Source organism: Kitasatospora sp. NPDC092948, from assembly GCF_044754805.1.
Taxonomy (GTDB): Bacteria; Actinomycetota; Actinomycetes; order Streptomycetales; family Streptomycetaceae; genus Kitasatospora.
Map to the genome: position 1 here is coordinate 1 of NZ_JBIVPU010000004.1, position 17,004 is coordinate 17,004.

Sequence of the window (17,004 nt, forward strand, 5' to 3'; positions counted from 1 at the left end):
GGTTACATTCCGAACCCGGAAGCTAAGCCTCACAGCGCCGATGGTACTGCAGGGGGGACCCTGTGGGAGAGTAGGACGCCGCCGAACAATTCTTCTGGAAAGGGCTCCAGCCACATGGCTGGGGCCCTTTCTGCATTTCCGGGGGCAGGTTCCGGTGTGCGCCGACTGTTGCCGGGTGGTTCGGGGCACGGCACACTGTGGCGTCATGGTCGTGGAGCAAGGCGAGGGGGCCGGCGGCAGAGTCGGTCGGGGCGGCGACGACTTTCGGGTGTTCTATGAGGCCGCGTACGGTCAACTGGTCGCCCACTTGTACGCGCTGACGGGTGATCTGGGCGAGGCACAGGATGCTGCCCAGGAGGCGTTCGTCCGGGCGTGGAACCACTGGGGGCGGCTGGTGGCGCACGAGAATCCGGTGGCGTGGGTGCGGCTGACGGGGCAGCGGATCGCGATCAGTCGGTGGCGGCGGGCGCGGACGGCGTTGCAGAGCTGGATCCGGCACGGGGACGGGAATTCGCCGGTTCCGGGGCCGGGGCCGGAGACGGTGGCGTTGGTGAAGGCGCTGCGGCAGTTGCCGGAAGCGCAGCGGTCGGCGTTGGTGTGGCATCACATGGGGGGTCGTTCGGTGGCGGAGATCGCCGCGGACGAGGGGGTGCCGGTGGGGACGGTCAAAGCGCGGTTGCATCGGGGGCGGCAGGCGTTGGCGGTGCTGTTGGGGGAAGAGCCGGCGGCGGTCGTGGAGGAGCCGAGGATCGCGCCGCTGCGGTCGGCTCCGGCGGCTGCCGCGGGTGAACGGGCTTCGGGGAGAGGGAAGTTGACGGGGGTCGGCGATGGTGGCGGGGAGCCGGTGGCCGTGCGGGTGACGGGGGCCGGGGTGCGGGTGGCGGAGGACTGCGGTTCGCATGTCTAGACCCGAGGTGGAGCCGTCGGTGGAGGCGGAGGACCGTCCGGCGATCGGGGCGGCCCGGTTGGAGGCGATGTTCGACGGGCTGCGGCGCGAGGTGGTGCTGGGCGTGTCGGCGCCGCCGAGTGCGGAGGTGGTGCGTCGCGGGGCGAGGCGTCGTCGGCGGCGGACGGGTGCGGTGGTGGTGGCGGGGGTCGTGGGCGTCGCGGTGCTGTGGTCTGCGGCGGCCGTGGTGCCCGGGCCGGCGGGGCACGGGGTGGCGGGGTATCCGGTGCCGCCGACGGCTCTGGCTCCGGCTCCTGGGCCGACGGGTGATCTGCCCTTGCCGGCACCGCAGTTGCCGTTGCTGCCGTCGGTGGACCGGTCGGCGGAGTGGGCGTCGTTGGAGTCGGCCGATCCGGTGGTGCAGGCGTTGGCGCTGGATGTGTCGCGGCTGCCGAGCATGTTGGGCGGGTACGGCCCGTGGACGGTGTTTCCGGCGGTGGACCCGGTGGTGGCCGATTCGTCGGCGAGCGCGTCCGCGGAGAAGCCCGGTGCGGCGGTGCCGCCGGTGGGTGACAACTCGGTGGGTTCTGCCGGGAGTTCACCGTCCGGGAGCCCGTCCGCGGTCTCCGGCGGCCCTGCCGTACCTTCCTGGAGCTCCGCCGCGCCCTCGGGGAGCCCGACCGGCGCCCGCGGCGCGGATGCGTTCGCGGACGCGTTCGCGGACGGGTGCACGTCGGGCCTGGTCCGTACGTCGGGCGCCGAGCAGGTGTGGGGGCAGCGGTACGTGGACTACGGCCACCCGGAGGCGTCGGCGCAGCAGGTGGTGATGCAGTTCGGGTCGCCGTTGGAGGCGGAGTACCAGGCGAGCCGGCTGATGCGGGGCGGGGAGTGCGTGAGTTCGGGCGCGGGCTGGACGGTGGAGCAACAGGTCGGTGCCGTGGTGGCGTTGGGGCTGCGGCAGCCGGTGGCGTACGCCGAGGAGGTCGCGGTGCACATCAGCGGCACGATGGTGGCGGTGTTGACGGTGCGTCGTGGTGGGCGCGGGGTGTCGCCGGCTGCGGGGTTGTCGGATCCGTTCCGGGCGTCGGCGGGGGAGTTCCTGCAGTTGCGCGCGCCCGATGCCGTGTCGGGCTGACGCCCGGCGGGCGGCCGGCCGACGCCCGGGCAGCGGCGGTCCGGGGTGGCGGGCGGAGGTTTCGAAAAAAGTCCGCAACCCGGTGCAACCGGGTTGCTCCGGGCCGCGTTGGAGTGGTGAGGCCGCTGCCGATCGGGGCGGCGGTGCACGGGGGGAACGTCCGGTCGGGTGGTCGGGGCAGAACAGGGGACTGCCCCGGCCGTCCGGTCGGATGTCGGCCCGGAGTGCAGGCCGTGGTGGACGGTGGGTTCGCCGGCCGGAGGGGATCGTGGTGGGGGCTGGAGCGGTGGGGGAGCCCAAGGGGCTGGACGAGCTGCGCAGGCGGGCGACCGCGGCGGTGCCGGAGCCGGTCGACGGGATGGTGGTGTGCGAGAACCTGGTGCGGATCCACCGCTCCGAGGGCGTCGAGGTGCAGGCCCTGCAGGGCCTCGATCTGACGGTCGAGGACGGCGAGTTGATCGCGGTGGTGGGCGCGTCGGGTTCGGGGAAGTCGACGCTGCTGGGCATTCTGGCGGGGCTGAACGTGCCGACGGCGGGCAGTGCCCGGGTGGCGGGCCACGATCTGTTGGCGATGGACAAGCGCGAGCGGTTGGCGTTCCGCCGTCGGACGGTGGGGTTCGTCTGGCAGCAGACGGCGCGGAACCTACTGCCGTACCTGACGGCGGTGGAGAACGTGATGCTGCCGATGGGGTACGCGGGGGTGCCGCGGCAGGACCGGCAGCGGCAGGCGACGGATCTGCTGGAGATGCTGGGCGTCGAGCACCTGGCGGGGCGTCGGCCGGCGGAGATGTCGGGCGGCGAGCAGCAGCGGGTGGCGATCGCGGTGGCGAACGCGAACTCGCCGGCGCTGCTGCTGGCGGACGAGCCGACGGGTGAGCTGGACAGCGCGACCAGCGAGGAGATCTTCGCGGCGCTGCGTTCGGTGAACGAGGAGTTGGGGGTGACGGTGCTGATCGTCACCCACGATCCGATGGTGGCTCAGGAGGTGCGGCGCACCGTGCGGATCCGCAACGGGCGGACCTCGACGGAGGTGCTGCGTCCGGAGCGGGGCGAGCCGGGGGTGGAGTACGCGGTGCTGGACCGGGTGGGCCGGTTGCAGTTGCCGCAGGACTTCACGGAGGCGTTGGGGCTGAGCCGCCGGGTGCGGCTGGCGCTGGAGGAGGACCACATCGGGGTGTGGCGTGCGGAGGGGTCGGAGGTACGCGGGTGACCGGCGCAATGGTGGTGGTGGAGGACGTGCACCGGACGTTCGGTGCGGGTGACCGGGCGGTGCACGCGGTGCGCGGGGTGTCGTTCACGGCGAAGGCCGGGGAGTTGACGGCGCTGCGGGGCCGGTCGGGGTCGGGGAAGACGACGCTGCTGAACCTGGTGGGCGGTCTGGACACGCCGTCGGCGGGGCGGATCAGCATCGCCGGGATGGACCTGTCGGGTCTGGACGAGGCGGGCCGGCTGGCGTTGCGGCGGGACCGGATCGGCTTCGTGTTCCAGTCGTTCGGGCTGATCTCGGTGCTGACGGCGGCGGAGAACGTCGGGGTGCCGATGCGGTTGCGCCGGGTGGCGGTGAAGGAGCGCGAGGATCGGGTGCGGGGCCTGCTGGCGATGGTGGGTCTGGCCGACCATGCGGGGCAGCGGCCGACGGAGCTGTCGGGTGGTCAGCAGCAGCGGGTGGCGGTGGCGCGGGCGTTGGCGAACGAGCCGGCGCTGTTGATCGCGGACGAGCCGACCGGGCAGCTGGACTCGGACACCGGTCTGGCGATCATGGAGTTGCTGCGGGCGGTGGTGCGCAGCGAGGGGGTGACGGCGCTGGTGGCGACGCACGACCCGCAGCTCATGGACCTGGCGGACCGGGTGCTGGAGCTGCGGGACGGCAGGATCGTCGAGTAGCGGTTCAGGCCCAGAGCTCGCGGACCTGGTCGGCGACCCGGTGGGCCTGGGCGCGGCCGGCTTCGGCGGCGGGGGCGCGGACGGCGGGGTCCAGCGGGTTGACGCCGAAGGCGGCGAGCGCGTCCTCGTCGGGGGTGAGGGCGAGGACGGCGCCGGTGGTTCGGAGGGTCTCCAGTTCGCCGGCCAGGTTGTGGTCGGTCATCGGGGCGATGATCAGGACGGCCTGCTGGCCGGTCATCAGGTCGGCGTTGGTGTTGCTGCGGATGCCGCCGTCCATGTAGCGGTGGTCGTCGATCTCGACGGTGGGCCAGATGCCGGGGATGGCGCAGCTGGCGGCGACGGCGTCGATCAGGGGGACGCCGCTGTGGCGGTCGAAGGTGCGCGGTTCGCCGGTGTGGGCGTCGACGGCCACCAGGGTGAGCGGCCGGGCGGGCCAGTCGTGGGCGGGGAGGCGGCCGGTGATGACGGCGCGGCGTTCGGCGGCGGGGACGGTGTCGGCGTCCAGGGCGAGGCGGCCGATGCGGCGGCGCAGTTCGACGGGGTCGGTGAGCTCGGCGATCAGGGCGTTCCAGGTTTCGAGGACCTGTCCGACGGTTTCGAGGGGCGGGACGATCTCGTGGTTCTGTCGGGCCGGGTCGGTCTGTCGGAGGTGGAGTTCGGAGAGCGGGAGGCCGGAGGCGAGTTGGCCGCCGACGGTGGCGCCGGCGGAGGTGCCGAGGATGTGGTCGGCGGTGCCGGGGAGGTCGAGGCCGGCTTCGGCGAGGCCGTGGAGCAGGCCGGTCTCCCAGGCGATGCCGGTGAGTCCGCCGCCGCCGAGTACGAGTCCGCGCATGAGGGTCCCCCTGGAATCGATCGCTTGGTTTCGGCATTCTGGCGCAAGGTGCGTCAAGAAGTTGACAATTCTTCAGCCGGACCAGCCTGATCAGCGGATATTCCGATCGCAGGCCGTAATCTCAAGGACATGGTGCACACGGGCCGCGGCCGGCTGCGGATCTACCTCGGGGCGGCCCCGGGCGTCGGCAAGACGTACGCCATGCTCGCCGAGGCGCACCGGCGTCTCGAACGCGGCGCGGACGTGGTGGTCGGATTCGTCGAGACCCACGGACGCGCCCGCACCGCCGAACTGTTGGACGGTCTGGAGATCGTCCCGCGGCGCACCCTGACCCACCGCGGCGCCGAGTTCACCGAACTCGACCTGGAGGCGCTGCTGGCCCGCGACCCGGCGGTGGCGCTGGTCGACGAGCTGGCCCACACCAACGTCCCTGGTTCCCGGCACACCAAGCGCTGGCAGGACGTCGAGCAGTTGCTGGCGGCCGGGATCGACGTCATCTCGACCGTCAACATCCAGCACCTGGAGTCGCTCGGCGACGTGGTCGAGGGCATCACGGGCGTCCGCCAGCGGGAGACCGTGCCGGACGAGGTGGTGCGGCGCGCCGACCAGATCGAGCTGGTCGACATGTCGCCGCAGGCGCTGCGCCGCCGCCTGGCGCACGGCAACGTGTACGCGCCGGAGAAGGTGGACGCGGCGCTCGCCCACTACTTCCGGCCCGGCAACCTGACGGCGCTGCGCGAACTGGCGCTGCTGTGGACGGCCGACCGGGTCGACGAGTACCTGCAGCGGTACCGGGCCGAGCAGGGCATCCAGGGCACCTGGCAGGCCCGGGAGCGGATCGTGGTCGGTCTGACCGGCGGCCCGGAGGGCGCCACGCTGATCCGCCGCGCCGCCAGGATCGCGGCCCGGGCCAGCGCCGGCGAGCTGCTGGCGGTGCACATCTCGCGGTCCGACGGCCTGTCGGGTTCCTCGCCGCAGACGCTGATCGAGCAGCGCGCGCTGGTGGAGAGCCTCGGCGGCAGCTTCCACTCGGTGCTCGGCGACGACCCGGCGGCCGGGCTGCTGGACTTCGCGCGCGGCGTCAACGCCACCCAGATCGTGATCGGCACCAGCCGCCGCAAGCTCTGGCAGTACGTGTACGGGCCGGGCGTCGGCCTCACGGTGACCCGGGACTCCGGGGACATCGACGTCCACATGGTCAACCACGAGCACGCGGCGCGCGGCCGGGGCCGGATCCCGATCCGCAAGGTCACCGACCTGGGCCGGACCCGGACGGTGGCGGGCTGGCTGATCGGCGTGGCCGGGCCGCCGCTGCTGGCGCTGGTGCTGAGCCGGTTCCACAGCCAGGGGCTCTCCACCGACATGCTGCTGTTCCTGTCGCTGACGGTGTGCGCGGCGCTGGTCGGCGGGCTGTACCCGGCGATCGCCTCGGCACTGGTCGGATCGACGGCGCTCAACTACTACTTCGCGCCCCCCATTCACGCCTTCACCATCGCCGAGCCGCAGAACATCCTGGCGGTGGCGATCTTCACGGCGGTCGGCATCGCGGTCGCCACCGTGGTCGACCTGGCCGCCCGGCGCAGCCACCAGGCGGCCCGCGCCCAGGCCGAGGCGCAGACCATGTCGGCGCTGGCCGGCACCGTGCTGCGCGGCGCCCCCACCGGCGAGGGGGTGCTGACCGCGTTGCTGGAGCAGGTCCGGGAGACCTTCCAGCAGGAGGCCGTGGCGCTGGTCGAACGCACCGACCCGCACGCCCCCTGGCACGCCGCCGCCTCGGTCGGCCCGCGCCCGCCCGCCGGCCCCGAGCAGGCGGACGTGGACGTGCCGGTCGGCGAACGGCTCGCCCTGGTGCTGCGCGGCCGGGTGCTGCCCGCCGCGGACCGGCGGATGCTCGGTGCGTTCGCCAACCAGGCCGCCGTGCTGCTGGAGCGCCGCCGACTGGCCGGGGAGGCCGCCGCCGCCCGCCGCGAGGCCGAGGGCAACCGGATCCGCACCGCGCTGCTGGCCGCCGTCTCGCACGACCTGCGCACGCCGCTGGCCGGGATCAAGGCGGCCGTCACCTCGCTGCGCGCCGAGGACGTCGAGTGGGACCCGGAGGACGAGGCCGAGCTGCTGGCCGGCATCGAGTCCGGCGCGGACCGCCTCGACCATCTGATCAACAACCTGCTGGACATGAGCCGCCTGCAGACCGGCACCGTCACCCCGCTGCTGCAGCCCACCGACCTGGACGAGGTGGTGCCGTTCGCGCTCGGCGGTGTCCCGCCCGGCAGCGTCCGCCTGGACGTCGCCGAGTCGCTGCCGATGGTGCGCGCCGACGCCGGCCTGCTGGAACGGGTGCTGGCCAACCTGGTGGAGAACGCCGTCAAGTACGGCCCGCCGGACAGCCAGGTGCTGGTCAAGGCGGACCTGCTGCCGCGTGACGGGCGGGTCGAGCTGCGTGTCGTCGACCGCGGCCCGGGCGTCCCCGAGGAGGCCCGGGAGCGGATCTTCGCCCCGTTCCAGCGCTACGGCGACGCCCCGCGCGGCACCGGCGTCGGTCTCGGCCTGGCGGTGGCGCGCGGCTTCGCCGAGGCGATGGGCGGAGCCGTCACCGCCGAGGACACCCCCGGCGGCGGGCTGACCATGGTGGTCTCCCTGCCCGCCGTCGACCTGCACGACCACGCTGACAACGGAAAGGCCGGTCCCGCATGACCCGGGTCCTCGTGGTGGACGACGAACCGCAGATCGTCCGCGCCCTGGTGATCAACCTCAAGGCCCGCAAGTACGAGGTGGACTCCGCGCACGACGGCGCGAGCGCCCTGGAACTGGCCGCCGCCCGCCACCCCGACGTGGTGGTGCTCGACCTAGGCCTGCCCGACATGGACGGCGTCGAGGTGATCCGCGGCCTGCGCGGCTGGACCAGGGTGCCGATCATCGTGCTGTCCGCCCGGCACGCCTCCGACGAGAAGGTCGAGGCGCTGGACGCCGGCGCCGACGACTACGTCACCAAGCCGTTCGGCATGGACGAGCTGCTCGCCCGGATGCGGGCCGCGGTGCGCCGCGCCGAACCGGTCACCGCCGAGGGCGAGCCGGTGGTCGCCACCGAGTCGTTCACCGTCGACCTGGCCGCCAAGAAGGTCAACCGTCAGGGCCACGACGTCCGACTCACCCCCACCGAGTGGCACCTGCTGGAAGTGCTGGTGCGCAACTCCGGGCGGCTGGTCAGCCAGACCCAGCTGCTTCAGGAGGTGTGGGGCCCGGCCTACCGCAAGGAGACCAACTACCTGCGGGTCTACCTGGCACAGCTGCGCCGCAAGCTGGAGGCCGACCCGTCGCACCCCCGCCACTTCATCACCGAACCGGGCATGGGCTACCGCTTCGAGCCGTGACCGGGGCGTGACCCGGCCCACCCGTGGCTCTGCCGCCGGGCGGGGGTGAACCGGTACCCTTCCGGCATGAGTGGTGACAACACCGGCGACCAGCCGCAGGGCCGTTTCCGCCGCATGCTGAGTCGGCTGACGACCTCCTCGGAGGAGTTGGCCGCCGAGGAACTGCGGCAGGACACCGCCGAGGCGGGCTGCACCCCGATCGCCGCCTGCGGCGACCGGGACATCGTCACCGTGGCCGGCACGCTGCGGACCGTCACGCTGCGCCCCCGCGCGGGTGTGCCCGCGTTGGAGGCCGAGCTGTTCGACGGCACCGAGGCGTTGGACGTGGTGTGGCTGGGCCGTCGCTCGATCGTGGGAATCGAGCCGGGCCGCCGTTTGATCGCCAGCGGCCGGATCGGCCACGCACGCGGGCGCCGGGTGCTCTTCAACCCCCGCTACGAACTGCGTCCGGTGGGACACGGGAGCGAGTCCGCGTGAGCAACGAGGCCGAGGCGGTCCGGATGGCCGCGCACGACCAGCAGAGCGACGAACCGGGCAGCGTGTACGAGCGGGACGCCTCCAAGGAGGCGGCCGAGACGGTGCTGAAGGCGTTCGGCGGCGTCCGCGGCATGATCGACATGACGCTGCCCGGCCTGGTGTTCATCGTCGCCTTCAACATCACCCACAAGGTGCCGGTGGCCGCCTGGTCGGCGCTGGCGCTGTGCGCGGTGTTCGTGGTGGTCCGGCTGGCCCGCCGGGAGACCATCCAGCACGCCTTCTCCGGCGTGTTCGGCGTGGCGCTCGGCGCCTGGATCTCCATGAAGACCGGCAAGGCCGAGGACTTCTACCTGCCGGGCCTGCTGTGGAACGTCGGCTACTGCGTGGCGCTGGCGATCTCCGCGCTGGTGCGCTGGCCGATGATCGGACTGATGCTGGGCCCGATCACCGGCGAGATGTTCACCTGGCGCAAGCAGAACCCGGGCCGGCTGGCCGCCTACACCCGGGCCACCTGGGCCTGGGTGCTGATCATGGGCCTGAAGCCGATGATCCTCTTCCCGCTGTACTTCACCCACAACGTCAACCTGCTGGGCTGGCTGAAGGTCGCGCTCGGCATCCCGCCGATGCTGCTGGCGATGTACGTGACCTGGCAGATCCTGCTGAAGGCGCCGCCGCCGATCAAGGCGGAGCTGCCGGAGGACGAGGAAGAACCCGGGAAGTGACGCCGCAGATGTGACAAAGGGCCCGCGCGTGGTGCGCGGGCCCTTCGTCGTACGGCGGGGCGGATCAGCCGGCGAGCAGCGTCTCCAGCTCCTCCTCGCGCTCCTGGGCGGCCACGAACAGCAGCTCGTCGCCGGCCTCCAGGGTGTCGCTGCCGCCGGGGACCAGCACCCGGCCGGCCCGGATGATGGTGACCAGCGCGGTGTCCACCGGCCAGGCGACGTCCGCGACCCGGGTGCCGACCAGGCCGGTGTCGGCGGCCAGGGTCAGCTCGACCAGGTTGGCGTTGCCCTGCGAGAAGCGCATCAGCCGGACCAGGTCGCCGACGCTGACGGCCTCCTCGACCAGCGCCGACATCAGGCGCGGGGTGGAGACGGCGACGTCCACGCCCCAGGACTCGTTGTACAGCCACTCGTTCTTCGGGTTGTTCACCCGGGCGACCACCCGGGGAACCCCGTACTCGGTCTTGGCGAGCAGCGAGACGACCAGGTTGACCTTGTCGTCACCGGTGGCGGCGATCACCACGTGGCAGCGCTGAAGCGCGGCCTCGTCCAGCGAGGTGATCTCGCAGGCGTCGGCGAGCAGCCACTCCGCCAGCGGAACCCGCTCCACCGAGATGGAGTTCGGGTTCTTGTCGATCAGCAGGACCTCGTGGCCGTTCTCCAGCAGCTCTCCGGCGATGGAACGGCCGACGGCACCGGCTCCGGCGATTGCGACGCGCATCAGTGACCAGCCTCCTCGGGGCCCTTGGCGAAGGCCGCCTCGACCGCGGTCAGTTCGTTGCGGCGCAGCATGACGTGCACCAGGTCGCCCTCCTGCACCACCATCTGCGGGGTGGGCAGCACGCCCTCGCCGACCCGGGTGACAAAGGCCACCCGGACACCGGCAGCGGCCTCCAGCTCGGACAGGCGGTGGCCGATCCAGGAGGGGTTGAACGCCACCTCGGCGAGCTGCACGGCGCCCGACGGGTCCTGCCAGACCGGCTCGGCGCCGCTGGGCAGCAGCCGGCGCAGCATCTGGTCGGCGGTCCAGCGGACGGTGGCGACGGTCGGGATGCCCAGACGCTGGTAGACCTCGGCGCGGCGCGGGTCGTAGATGCGGGCCGCGACGTGCTCGACGCCGAAGTTCTCGCGGGCCACCCGGGCCGCGATGATGTTCGAGTTGTCACCGCTGGAGACGGCGGCGAAGGCGCCCGCCTCCTCGATGCCGGCTTCCCTCAGGGTGTCCTGGTCGAAGCCGACGCCGGTGACCCGGCGGCCGTTGAAGCCTGCGCCGAGCCGGCGGAAGGCGGTCGGGTCCTGGTCGATGACCGCGATCGAGTGGCCTTGTTTCTCGAGCGTTCTGGCGAGGGCGGAGCCCACGCGCCCGCAGCCCATGATGACGATGTGCACGCGACTACCTCACCCGATCCGTTGGGGTCATGACCTGCGTAAACACCGCTCATCGTCCTTCCGTGCCCCCGAATGAGGGGGCGAATTGTCGGCCGCGCCTGTGATCCGACGCAGGAGGCAACGTGGTGTTGCCCGCAAACCCTAAGTCCGACACGCTAGCCGGTCCACCGAACACACTCGCGGGCAAGGTGCCCCCCGTGAGGCGTCGACTGCCAGTGCGAGCCCTTAGCATTCGTTGCTGTGCCTATGCCTGCTGACCTACCGAAACGCATCCTGATCGGGCGTGCGCTGCGCAGCGACAAGCTGGGGGAGACGCTGCTCCCCAAGCGGATCGCGCTGCCGGTGTTCGCCTCGGACGCGCTCTCCTCCGTGGCGTACGCGCCCGAGGAGATCCTGCTCACGCTGTCGCTGGCCGGCGCGTCGGCGATCCACTTCTCCTGGCAGATCGGCGTCGTGGTCGCCATCGTGATGCTCGCGGTGGTCGCCTCGTACCGGCAGAACGTTCACGCGTACCCCAGCGGCGGCGGCGACTACGAGGTCGCCACCGTCAACCACGGGCCGAACTCCGGCCTGGTGGTGGCGAGTGCGCTGATGGTCGACTACATCCTCACCGTGGCGGTGTCCACCACGTCGGGCGTCGCCAACGTGGTGTCGGCGGTGCCGGCGTTGCGCGGGCACGAGATGGCCCTGTCGGTGTTCGTGGTCATCCTGCTGATGGGCATGAACCTGCGCGGCGTCCGCGAGTCGGGCAGCGCGTTCGCGGTGCCGACGTACGCGTTCATGGTGGGCGTGCTCGGCATGGTGGTCTACGGCCTGGTGCGGCACTTCGGGTTCAACGCGGCGCTGCCCGCGGAGAGCTCGGCGTACCACCTGGAGGCGACGCCCGGGAACGGGGCGCTGGGCGGGTTCGCGCTGGTGTTCCTGCTGCTGAAGGCGTTCTCGTCGGGCTGTGCGGCGCTGACCGGTGTGGAGGCGATCTCCAACGGCGTGCCGGCCTTCCGCAAGCCGAAGAGCAAGAACGCGGCGACCACGCTGCTGATGATGGCGAGCATCGCCGTGACGATGTTCATGGGCATCATCTACCTGGCGCACCTGACCGGGACGCAGATGGCCGAGAACCCGGCCGAGCAGCTGATCGGCGCGCCGGAGAACTACCACCAGAAGACCGTGCTGGCACAGATCTCCGAGGCGGTGTTCTCCAACTTCACCCCGGGCTTCTACTTCGTGGCAGGCACCACCGGCCTGATCCTGGTGCTGGCCGCGAACACCGCGTTCAACGGCTTCCCGGTGCTCGGCTCGATCCTGGCCCAGGACCGCTACCTGCCGCGGCAGCTGCACACCCGCGGCGACCGGCTGGCGTTCTCCAACGGCATCGTGCTGCTGGCCGGCGCGGCGATCCTGTTCATCGTGGCGTTCGGCGCCGACCCGAACCGGCTGATCCAGCTGTACATCGTCGGCGTCTTCGTGGCGTTCAACATGAGCCAGTCCGGCATGATCCGGCACTGGACCCGGCTGCTGAAGACCGAGACAGACCCGAAGAAGCGCGCCCGGATGCAGCGCAGCCGGGCGATCAACACCTTCGGCCTGGTGATGACCATGGCCGTGCTGATCGTGGTGCTCGCCACCAAGATCGGTCACGCCTGGATCGCCATCGCGCTGATGGTGGTGCTGTTCGTGATGATGAAGGCGATCCGCCGGCACTACGACAGCGTCAACGCCGAGCTGAAGGCCGCCGAGGAGGCCGCGGACGTCGCCCCGCCGACCCGGGTGCACGCCGTCGTGCTGGTCTCCAAGCTGCACAAGCCCGCCCTGCGCGCCCTCGCGTACGCCCAGCTGTCCCGGGCGCACATCCTGGAGGCCGTCACCGTCAACGTGGACCCGGCCGACACCGCGGCGCTGCGCAAGGAGTGGGACGAGCGCGGCATCGAGGTGCCGCTGAAGGTCCTCGACTCGCCGTACCGCGAGATCACCGGCCCGGTGCTGGAGTACGTGAAGAACCTGCGCCGCGACAGCCCGCGGGACGTGGTCGCGGTCTACATCCCCGAGTACGTGGTCGGCCACTGGTACGAGCACCTGCTGCACAACCAGAGCGCGCTGCGGCTCAAGGGACGTCTGCTGTTCAAGCCCGGTGTGATGGTGACGTCCGTACCCTGGCAGTTGGAGTCCTCGGAGCGACGCAAGGCGCCCAAGGCGTGGTCCGCGCCCGGCGCGGTGCGCCGCGGTGAGCCCCGTCCGCGCCGCGGGCAGGCTCCCGGGGAGTCCCGGGGCGGCAAGGACGACGCCGCGCCGCGCGACTGAGCGGCGCACAGCCCGTCCGGCCTCCCGATGGCCTTCAATGGGCCCGTGGCGGATCGTTCCCGGTCCGCCACGGGCCGCCGTGTTCCCACCGTCCGTCCCCTGTCTTTTCGTAACGCGTAAGGAAGCGCCCTGTGACCCGCAACAACCCGCCCCGCTCCTCCGGTCGTCAGGGCCGTGCCGGCCGCACGTCCGGCGCCAAGCCCGGGCAGGTGGCGCACCCGCGCTGGAGCAGCCGGCCGGCCCGGCCCGAGGCCACCGACCGGGAGGGCAACACCGCCCGCAGCCTGCCGCCGGTGCCGGGCGAGCAGCGTCCCGCCCGTCCCGCCGACGAGCGGCCCGCCGCCGAGAAGGGGGCGCGCGGCGGCAAGGGCGCCGCCCAGGGCGGCAAGGACACCAGGGGCACCAAGGGCGCGCCGGGCGGGGCTCCGGCGAAGAAGGCCGAGCGGCAGGGGCGCAAGCCCGGTGCGGTGCGGGCGCCGAAGGCGGTGCGGCCGGCCCAGCCGGTGCTGCGCCAGCCCTCCGGGGACCCGCTGGTCGGCGAGCGCTACGAGGTCGAGGTCGGGCCGGTCGCGCACGGCGGCCACTGCGTGGCCCGGCACGAGGGCCGGGTGCTGTTCGTCCGGCACGCGCTGCCCGGCGAGCGGGTGATCGCGCAGGTCACCGACGGCACCACCACGTCGCGGTTCCTGCGGGCGGACGCGGTGGAGGTGCTGGAGCCCGCCAAGGAGCGGATCGAGGCCCCTTGCCCGTTCGCCGGCCCCGGCAAGTGCGGCGGCTGCGACTGGCAGCACGTCACCCCCGGCGGGCAGCGCAAGCTCAAGGGCTCGGTGCTCACCGAGCAGCTCGCCAAGCTGGCCGGCCTGACCCCGGAGGAGGCCTGCTGGGACGGCTCCGTCGAGCCGGTCGGCGGCAAGCTCCCGGCGGGCGAGGTCCCGGCCTGGCGCAGCCGGGTCCAGTACGCCGTCGACGAGGACGGCACGATCGGCCTGCGCAAGCACCGCTCGCACGACATCCAGCCGATCGACCGCTGCCTGATCGCCGCGCCCGGCGTCACCGAACTCGGCATCGAGTCCCGCGACTGGACCGGCGTCGCCGGCGTCGAGGCGATCGCCGCGTCCGGCTCCTCCGACCGGCAGGTGATCCTGCGGCCGCAGCCCGGCGAGCAGCTCCCGCTGGTCGAACTCGACCGGGAGGCCTCGATCGCCCGGATCGACGAGCAGGACCTCTTCCACCGCGTGCACGGCCGCACCTTCGTCCGCGAGCGCGCCGCCGGCCGCACCTGGCGGGTCTCCAACGGCGGCTTCTGGCAGATCCACCCCGAGGCCCCGGACACCCTGGTCGACGCCGTCCTCACCGGCCTCGACCCGCAGTGGGGCGAGAACGCCCTCGACCTGTACTGCGGCGTCGGCCTGTTCGCCGGCGCGCTCGCCGAGCGGGTCGGCGAGGAAGGCGCGGTGCTCGGCATCGAGTCCGGCAAGCAGGCCGTCGTGGACGCCCGGCACAACCTGGCCGCGCTGGAGAACGTCCGGATCGAGTGCGACAAGGTCGAGACCCTGCTGCCCCGCACCGGCATCACCTCCACCGACCTGATCGTCCTCGACCCGCCGCGGGCCGGCGCGGGCCGCGACACCGTCGCCCACCTCTGCTCGCTGTCCGCCCGCCGCATCGCCTACGTCGCCTGCGACCCCGCCGCCCTCGCCCGCGACCTGGCCTTCTTCCGCGAGGGCGGCTACCGCCCGGTCTCGCTGCGGGCCTTCGACCTGTTCCCGATGACCCACCACTTCGAGTGCGTGGCCATCCTGGAGCCGATCGCCGACCAGCAGTAGCCGATCCACCGTCAGGACGGGCGCGGGACTTCTTCCCCGCGCCCGTTCCGCGTTTCCGGGGCCGTCGCGCGCCCGTTCCGTGTCTAGGGCCCGACCGACGGACCGTGGGACGAATCGGCGTTCCACTTGAAGTGGCGATCACGCCCGGCTCATCCTTGCTGCCATGCCGCTCGCTGCCCCGCTCGATATGCCACAGCTGTCCGACTACGCGTACGACTGGGCCCTGGTCGACGTCGAGACCTCCGGCCTGATCGCCCGGCGCGACCGGGTCCTGTCGATAGCGGTGCTGACGTTCGGTCCGGACGGGGTGCAGACCGGCGAGTACTCGACCCTGCTCAACCCCGGGTGCGACCCCGGGCCGGTGCACGTCCACGGCCTGACGGCGGAACGGCTGAGCGGCGCCCCGACGTTCGACGAGGTGGCGGACCGGATCGGCGCGCTGCTCCAGGACCGCGTCATGGTGGCCCACAACGCCCAGTTCGACTACGACTTCCTGGCCCACGAGTTCTCCCGCGCCCGGCGCTACCTCCCGGTCGCCCGGCGCCTGTGCACCCTGGCCCTGAACCGCCGGGTGGAGCCGCCCGTCGCGGGCCTCAGTCTGGCGTCCCTCGCCGAGTACTACGGCGTGCCGCAGACCAACGCCCACGACGCGCTGGACGACACCCGTGTCCTCGCCGGGATCTTCCGGTCCTCCCTGGTCGAGGCCGCGCGGCTCGGCGTCCCGCTGCCGCTGGTGGCCTGTCCGCCCCGGCAGGACCCGAAGTTCACGCCGACGCCGCCGAAGACCCCGTGCGCCTACCGGAACCCGGGCCGTCCGGCGCCCGGTGAGCCGCTGGTGCAGGGCGTGAAGATCGCCATCACGGGCGAGACCGCCGTCGCCCGGGCCGAACTGGTGTCCCGAGCGGTCGGCGCGGGCCTGAACGTGATGTCGACGGTCAGCCGGCACACCGGCGTCCTGGTCACCAACAACGTGGCCTCGGGTTCGGCGAAGGCCCGGCGGGCGGTCGCGGAGGGGGTGACGGTCGTCGACGAGCGCACCTTCCTCGCACTGCTGGCGGACGTGCGGCCCGGGACGCCCCACGACGGGCCGACACGGACGGAGCCGGCGGTGGTCGAGATCCCCGCCGCCAGGCCGGAGCCGTCCGTCGCACCTGCCGAGCCCGTTGCACCTGCCGAGCCCGTCGAACCTGTCGCACCTGTCGCACCTGTCGTGCCGCCGGTGGCGTCTCCCGACCCCGTCCCGGTCGTGGCGGCCCCCGATCCTTCCCCCGTGGTGACGGCTCCGCGACGGCCTGCCGCGTCCGTGGCCAGGCCGTTCGGCCGACGGCGGGTGCTGGTCCTGGGCGGCACGCACGAGGAGGCGTCCACGGCCCGGGCCAGGATCGTCGAGCTGGGCGGGACGGCCGCGATCAACCTCTCGGCCAGTGTCACGGACGTCGTCCTCCTCCCCGGCGGCGAGCTCGACCGTCGGATGGCCCGCGTCACTGTGCTGGGACTTCCGGTTCACCCGCACGGGTGGCTCGGAGCCCCCGTTGCGGAGTCGGCCGACGCCCCCGTCCAGGACGGCGCGGTGGCGGAGGTGCTGCGGCGCGGCGCGGTGGTCGACCTTCCGAGCGCCGGGCTGTGGCATGTGGCCGCGTCCTGGGCGCAGCAGGCGAACTGCGAGATCGATGTCGTCGCCTTCGTCCTGGACGAGGACGAACAGGTCTCCTGCGACGAGGACTTCGTCTTCTACGGTGCGCCGGAGAGCCCGGACGGAACCGTCCGCCTGCTCTGCGACGGCCCGACCGAGCAGACCATCGCCATCGACCTCGCCGCGCTGCCGCCCGCCGCGCACCGGATCGCGATCGCCGCCGCCATCGACGGCGCGGAGAACTTCGGGGACGTCGGCGCCGTGCAGTTGGCGGTCGCGCCGGGTGTCGACGCTCCGGCGGTGGCCCAGTCCACGTTGGACGCCGCCACCAGCGAACGCACGCTGCTGCTCGCCGAGGTCTACCGCCGGGGCTCGCGGTGGCGGTTCCGCGCCGTCGGCCAGGGATACGACCACGGCCTGGAGGCCCTGGTCCGCGGGTACGGCGTGGAGGTGGAGTAGTGCGCTGTGGCTGCGGTCGGCCGGTGGTGCTGGGGAGTTGACGGTTCGGGACAGGTGGCCGGTTTTTGTCGGGGCGTGGGCGGACAGGGTGGGGA

14 protein-coding genes and 1 rRNA gene are annotated in these 17,004 nt (G+C 72.6%); 12 read left to right on the top strand and 3 right to left on the bottom strand.

What is annotated here, in order from left to right:
• The 5 genes from rrf to ACIQF6_RS13595 all read left to right on the top strand — a co-directional run.
• Window positions 1-87: ribosomal RNA gene (rrf, locus tag ACIQF6_RS13575) — 5S ribosomal RNA — on the top strand; the annotation flags it as partial.
• A 118-nt stretch (window positions 88-205) separates the two neighbouring features.
• Window positions 206-907: a SigE family RNA polymerase sigma factor gene (locus ACIQF6_RS13580; RefSeq protein WP_400893950.1), complete on the top strand. Its 702-nt coding sequence runs from the start codon at window positions 206-208 to the stop codon at window positions 905-907.
• Entirely contained in the window at window positions 900-2,021 is a 1,122-nt protein-coding gene (locus ACIQF6_RS13585; protein WP_400893952.1) for a hypothetical protein, read from the top strand. The genes ACIQF6_RS13580 and ACIQF6_RS13585 overlap by 8 nt, the downstream gene beginning before the upstream one ends.
• A 358-nt stretch (window positions 2,022-2,379) precedes the next feature.
• The gene (locus ACIQF6_RS13590) at window positions 2,380-3,231 is read left to right on the top strand and encodes an ABC transporter ATP-binding protein (RefSeq protein ID WP_400895305.1); all 852 of its coding nucleotides are present in this window, start codon (window positions 2,380-2,382) and stop codon (window positions 3,229-3,231) included.
• Between the two features lie 8 nt (window positions 3,232-3,239).
• Complete coding sequence (locus ACIQF6_RS13595) at window positions 3,240-3,905, top strand: ABC transporter ATP-binding protein (RefSeq protein WP_400895308.1); 666 nt, start codon at window positions 3,240-3,242, stop codon at window positions 3,903-3,905.
• 4 nt (window positions 3,906-3,909) lie between these two features.
• Here ACIQF6_RS13595 and ACIQF6_RS13600 read toward each other — a convergent pair whose 3' ends face one another.
• Window positions 3,910-4,737 (bottom strand): patatin-like phospholipase family protein, encoded by an 828-nt coding sequence (locus tag ACIQF6_RS13600; RefSeq protein ID WP_400893954.1) that lies wholly within the window; start codon window positions 4,735-4,737, stop codon window positions 3,910-3,912.
• A 129-nt stretch (window positions 4,738-4,866) separates the two neighbouring features.
• Between ACIQF6_RS13600 and ACIQF6_RS13605 the strand changes: the two genes are divergently transcribed.
• The 4 genes from ACIQF6_RS13605 to ACIQF6_RS13620 all read left to right on the top strand — a co-directional run bounded on the left by ACIQF6_RS13605 (window position 4,867) and on the right by ACIQF6_RS13620 (window position 9,304).
• Window positions 4,867-7,428, top strand: a complete 2,562-nt coding sequence (locus tag ACIQF6_RS13605) for an ATP-binding protein (RefSeq protein WP_400893956.1) — start codon at window positions 4,867-4,869, stop codon at window positions 7,426-7,428.
• A complete protein-coding gene (locus tag ACIQF6_RS13610; protein WP_043914021.1) occupies window positions 7,425-8,105 on the top strand; it encodes a response regulator in 681 nt (226 codons plus the stop codon). Before ACIQF6_RS13605 ends, ACIQF6_RS13610 begins: the two co-directional genes overlap by 4 nt.
• A gap of 66 nt (window positions 8,106-8,171) precedes the next feature.
• Window positions 8,172-8,582 carry an OB-fold nucleic acid binding domain-containing protein gene (locus tag ACIQF6_RS13615; protein WP_400893959.1) on the top strand — a complete coding sequence of 137 codons (411 nt, stop codon included), beginning with the start codon at window positions 8,172-8,174 and terminating at the stop codon, window positions 8,580-8,582.
• A complete protein-coding gene (locus tag ACIQF6_RS13620; protein ID WP_400893961.1) occupies window positions 8,579-9,304 on the top strand; it encodes a DUF3159 domain-containing protein in 726 nt (241 codons plus the stop codon). The genes ACIQF6_RS13615 and ACIQF6_RS13620 overlap by 4 nt, the downstream gene beginning before the upstream one ends.
• A 64-nt stretch (window positions 9,305-9,368) precedes the next feature.
• Here ACIQF6_RS13620 and ACIQF6_RS13625 read toward each other — a convergent pair whose 3' ends face one another.
• Window positions 9,369-10,025 (bottom strand): TrkA family potassium uptake protein, encoded by a 657-nt coding sequence (locus ACIQF6_RS13625; protein WP_035862848.1) that lies wholly within the window; start codon window positions 10,023-10,025, stop codon window positions 9,369-9,371.
• The gene (locus tag ACIQF6_RS13630) at window positions 10,025-10,693 is read right to left on the bottom strand and encodes a potassium channel family protein (protein ID WP_400893963.1); all 669 of its coding nucleotides are present in this window, start codon (window positions 10,691-10,693) and stop codon (window positions 10,025-10,027) included. The genes ACIQF6_RS13625 and ACIQF6_RS13630 overlap by 1 nt, the downstream gene beginning before the upstream one ends.
• A 246-nt stretch (window positions 10,694-10,939) precedes the next feature.
• Here ACIQF6_RS13630 and ACIQF6_RS13635 point away from each other — a divergent pair, with 246 nt between their 5' ends.
• From ACIQF6_RS13635 to ACIQF6_RS13645, 3 genes are all read left to right on the top strand, one after another.
• Window positions 10,940-12,991, top strand: coding sequence for an APC family permease (locus ACIQF6_RS13635; RefSeq protein WP_400893965.1), 2,052 nt, complete (start codon window positions 10,940-10,942; stop codon window positions 12,989-12,991).
• Window positions 12,992-13,476: 485 nt separating this feature from the next.
• The gene (locus ACIQF6_RS13640; protein WP_400895310.1) at window positions 13,477-14,817 is read left to right on the top strand and encodes a class I SAM-dependent RNA methyltransferase; all 1,341 of its coding nucleotides are present in this window, start codon (window positions 13,477-13,479) and stop codon (window positions 14,815-14,817) included.
• Between the two features lie 163 nt (window positions 14,818-14,980).
• The gene (locus ACIQF6_RS13645; protein WP_400893967.1) at window positions 14,981-16,909 is read left to right on the top strand and encodes a TerD family protein; all 1,929 of its coding nucleotides are present in this window, start codon (window positions 14,981-14,983) and stop codon (window positions 16,907-16,909) included.
• Window positions 16,910-17,004 lie beyond the last annotated feature (95 nt).

What these genes read in the sequence shown, in the direction of transcription:
- ACIQF6_RS13580 (WP_400893950.1), top strand. Translation starts at nt 206, where the DNA reads ATGGTCGTGGAGCAAGGCGAGGGGGCCGGCGGCAGAGTCGGTCGGGGC.
- ACIQF6_RS13585 (WP_400893952.1), top strand. Translation starts at nt 900, where the DNA reads ATGTCTAGACCCGAGGTGGAGCCGTCGGTGGAGGCGGAGGACCGTCCG.
- ACIQF6_RS13590 (WP_400895305.1), top strand. Translation starts at nt 2,380, where the DNA reads ATGGTGGTGTGCGAGAACCTGGTGCGGATCCACCGCTCCGAGGGCGTC.
- ACIQF6_RS13595 (WP_400895308.1), top strand. Translation starts at nt 3,240, where the DNA reads ATGGTGGTGGTGGAGGACGTGCACCGGACGTTCGGTGCGGGTGACCGG.
- ACIQF6_RS13600 (WP_400893954.1), bottom strand. Translation starts at nt 4,737, where the DNA reads ATGCGCGGACTCGTACTCGGCGGCGGCGGACTCACCGGCATCGCCTGG.
- ACIQF6_RS13605 (WP_400893956.1), top strand. Translation starts at nt 4,867, where the DNA reads ATGGTGCACACGGGCCGCGGCCGGCTGCGGATCTACCTCGGGGCGGCC.
- ACIQF6_RS13610 (WP_043914021.1), top strand. Translation starts at nt 7,425, where the DNA reads ATGACCCGGGTCCTCGTGGTGGACGACGAACCGCAGATCGTCCGCGCC.
- ACIQF6_RS13615 (WP_400893959.1), top strand. Translation starts at nt 8,172, where the DNA reads ATGAGTGGTGACAACACCGGCGACCAGCCGCAGGGCCGTTTCCGCCGC.
- ACIQF6_RS13625 (WP_035862848.1), bottom strand. Translation starts at nt 10,025, where the DNA reads ATGCGCGTCGCAATCGCCGGAGCCGGTGCCGTCGGCCGTTCCATCGCC.
- ACIQF6_RS13635 (WP_400893965.1), top strand. Translation starts at nt 10,940, where the DNA reads ATGCCTGCTGACCTACCGAAACGCATCCTGATCGGGCGTGCGCTGCGC.
- ACIQF6_RS13645 (WP_400893967.1), top strand. Translation starts at nt 14,981, where the DNA reads ATGCCGCTCGCTGCCCCGCTCGATATGCCACAGCTGTCCGACTACGCG.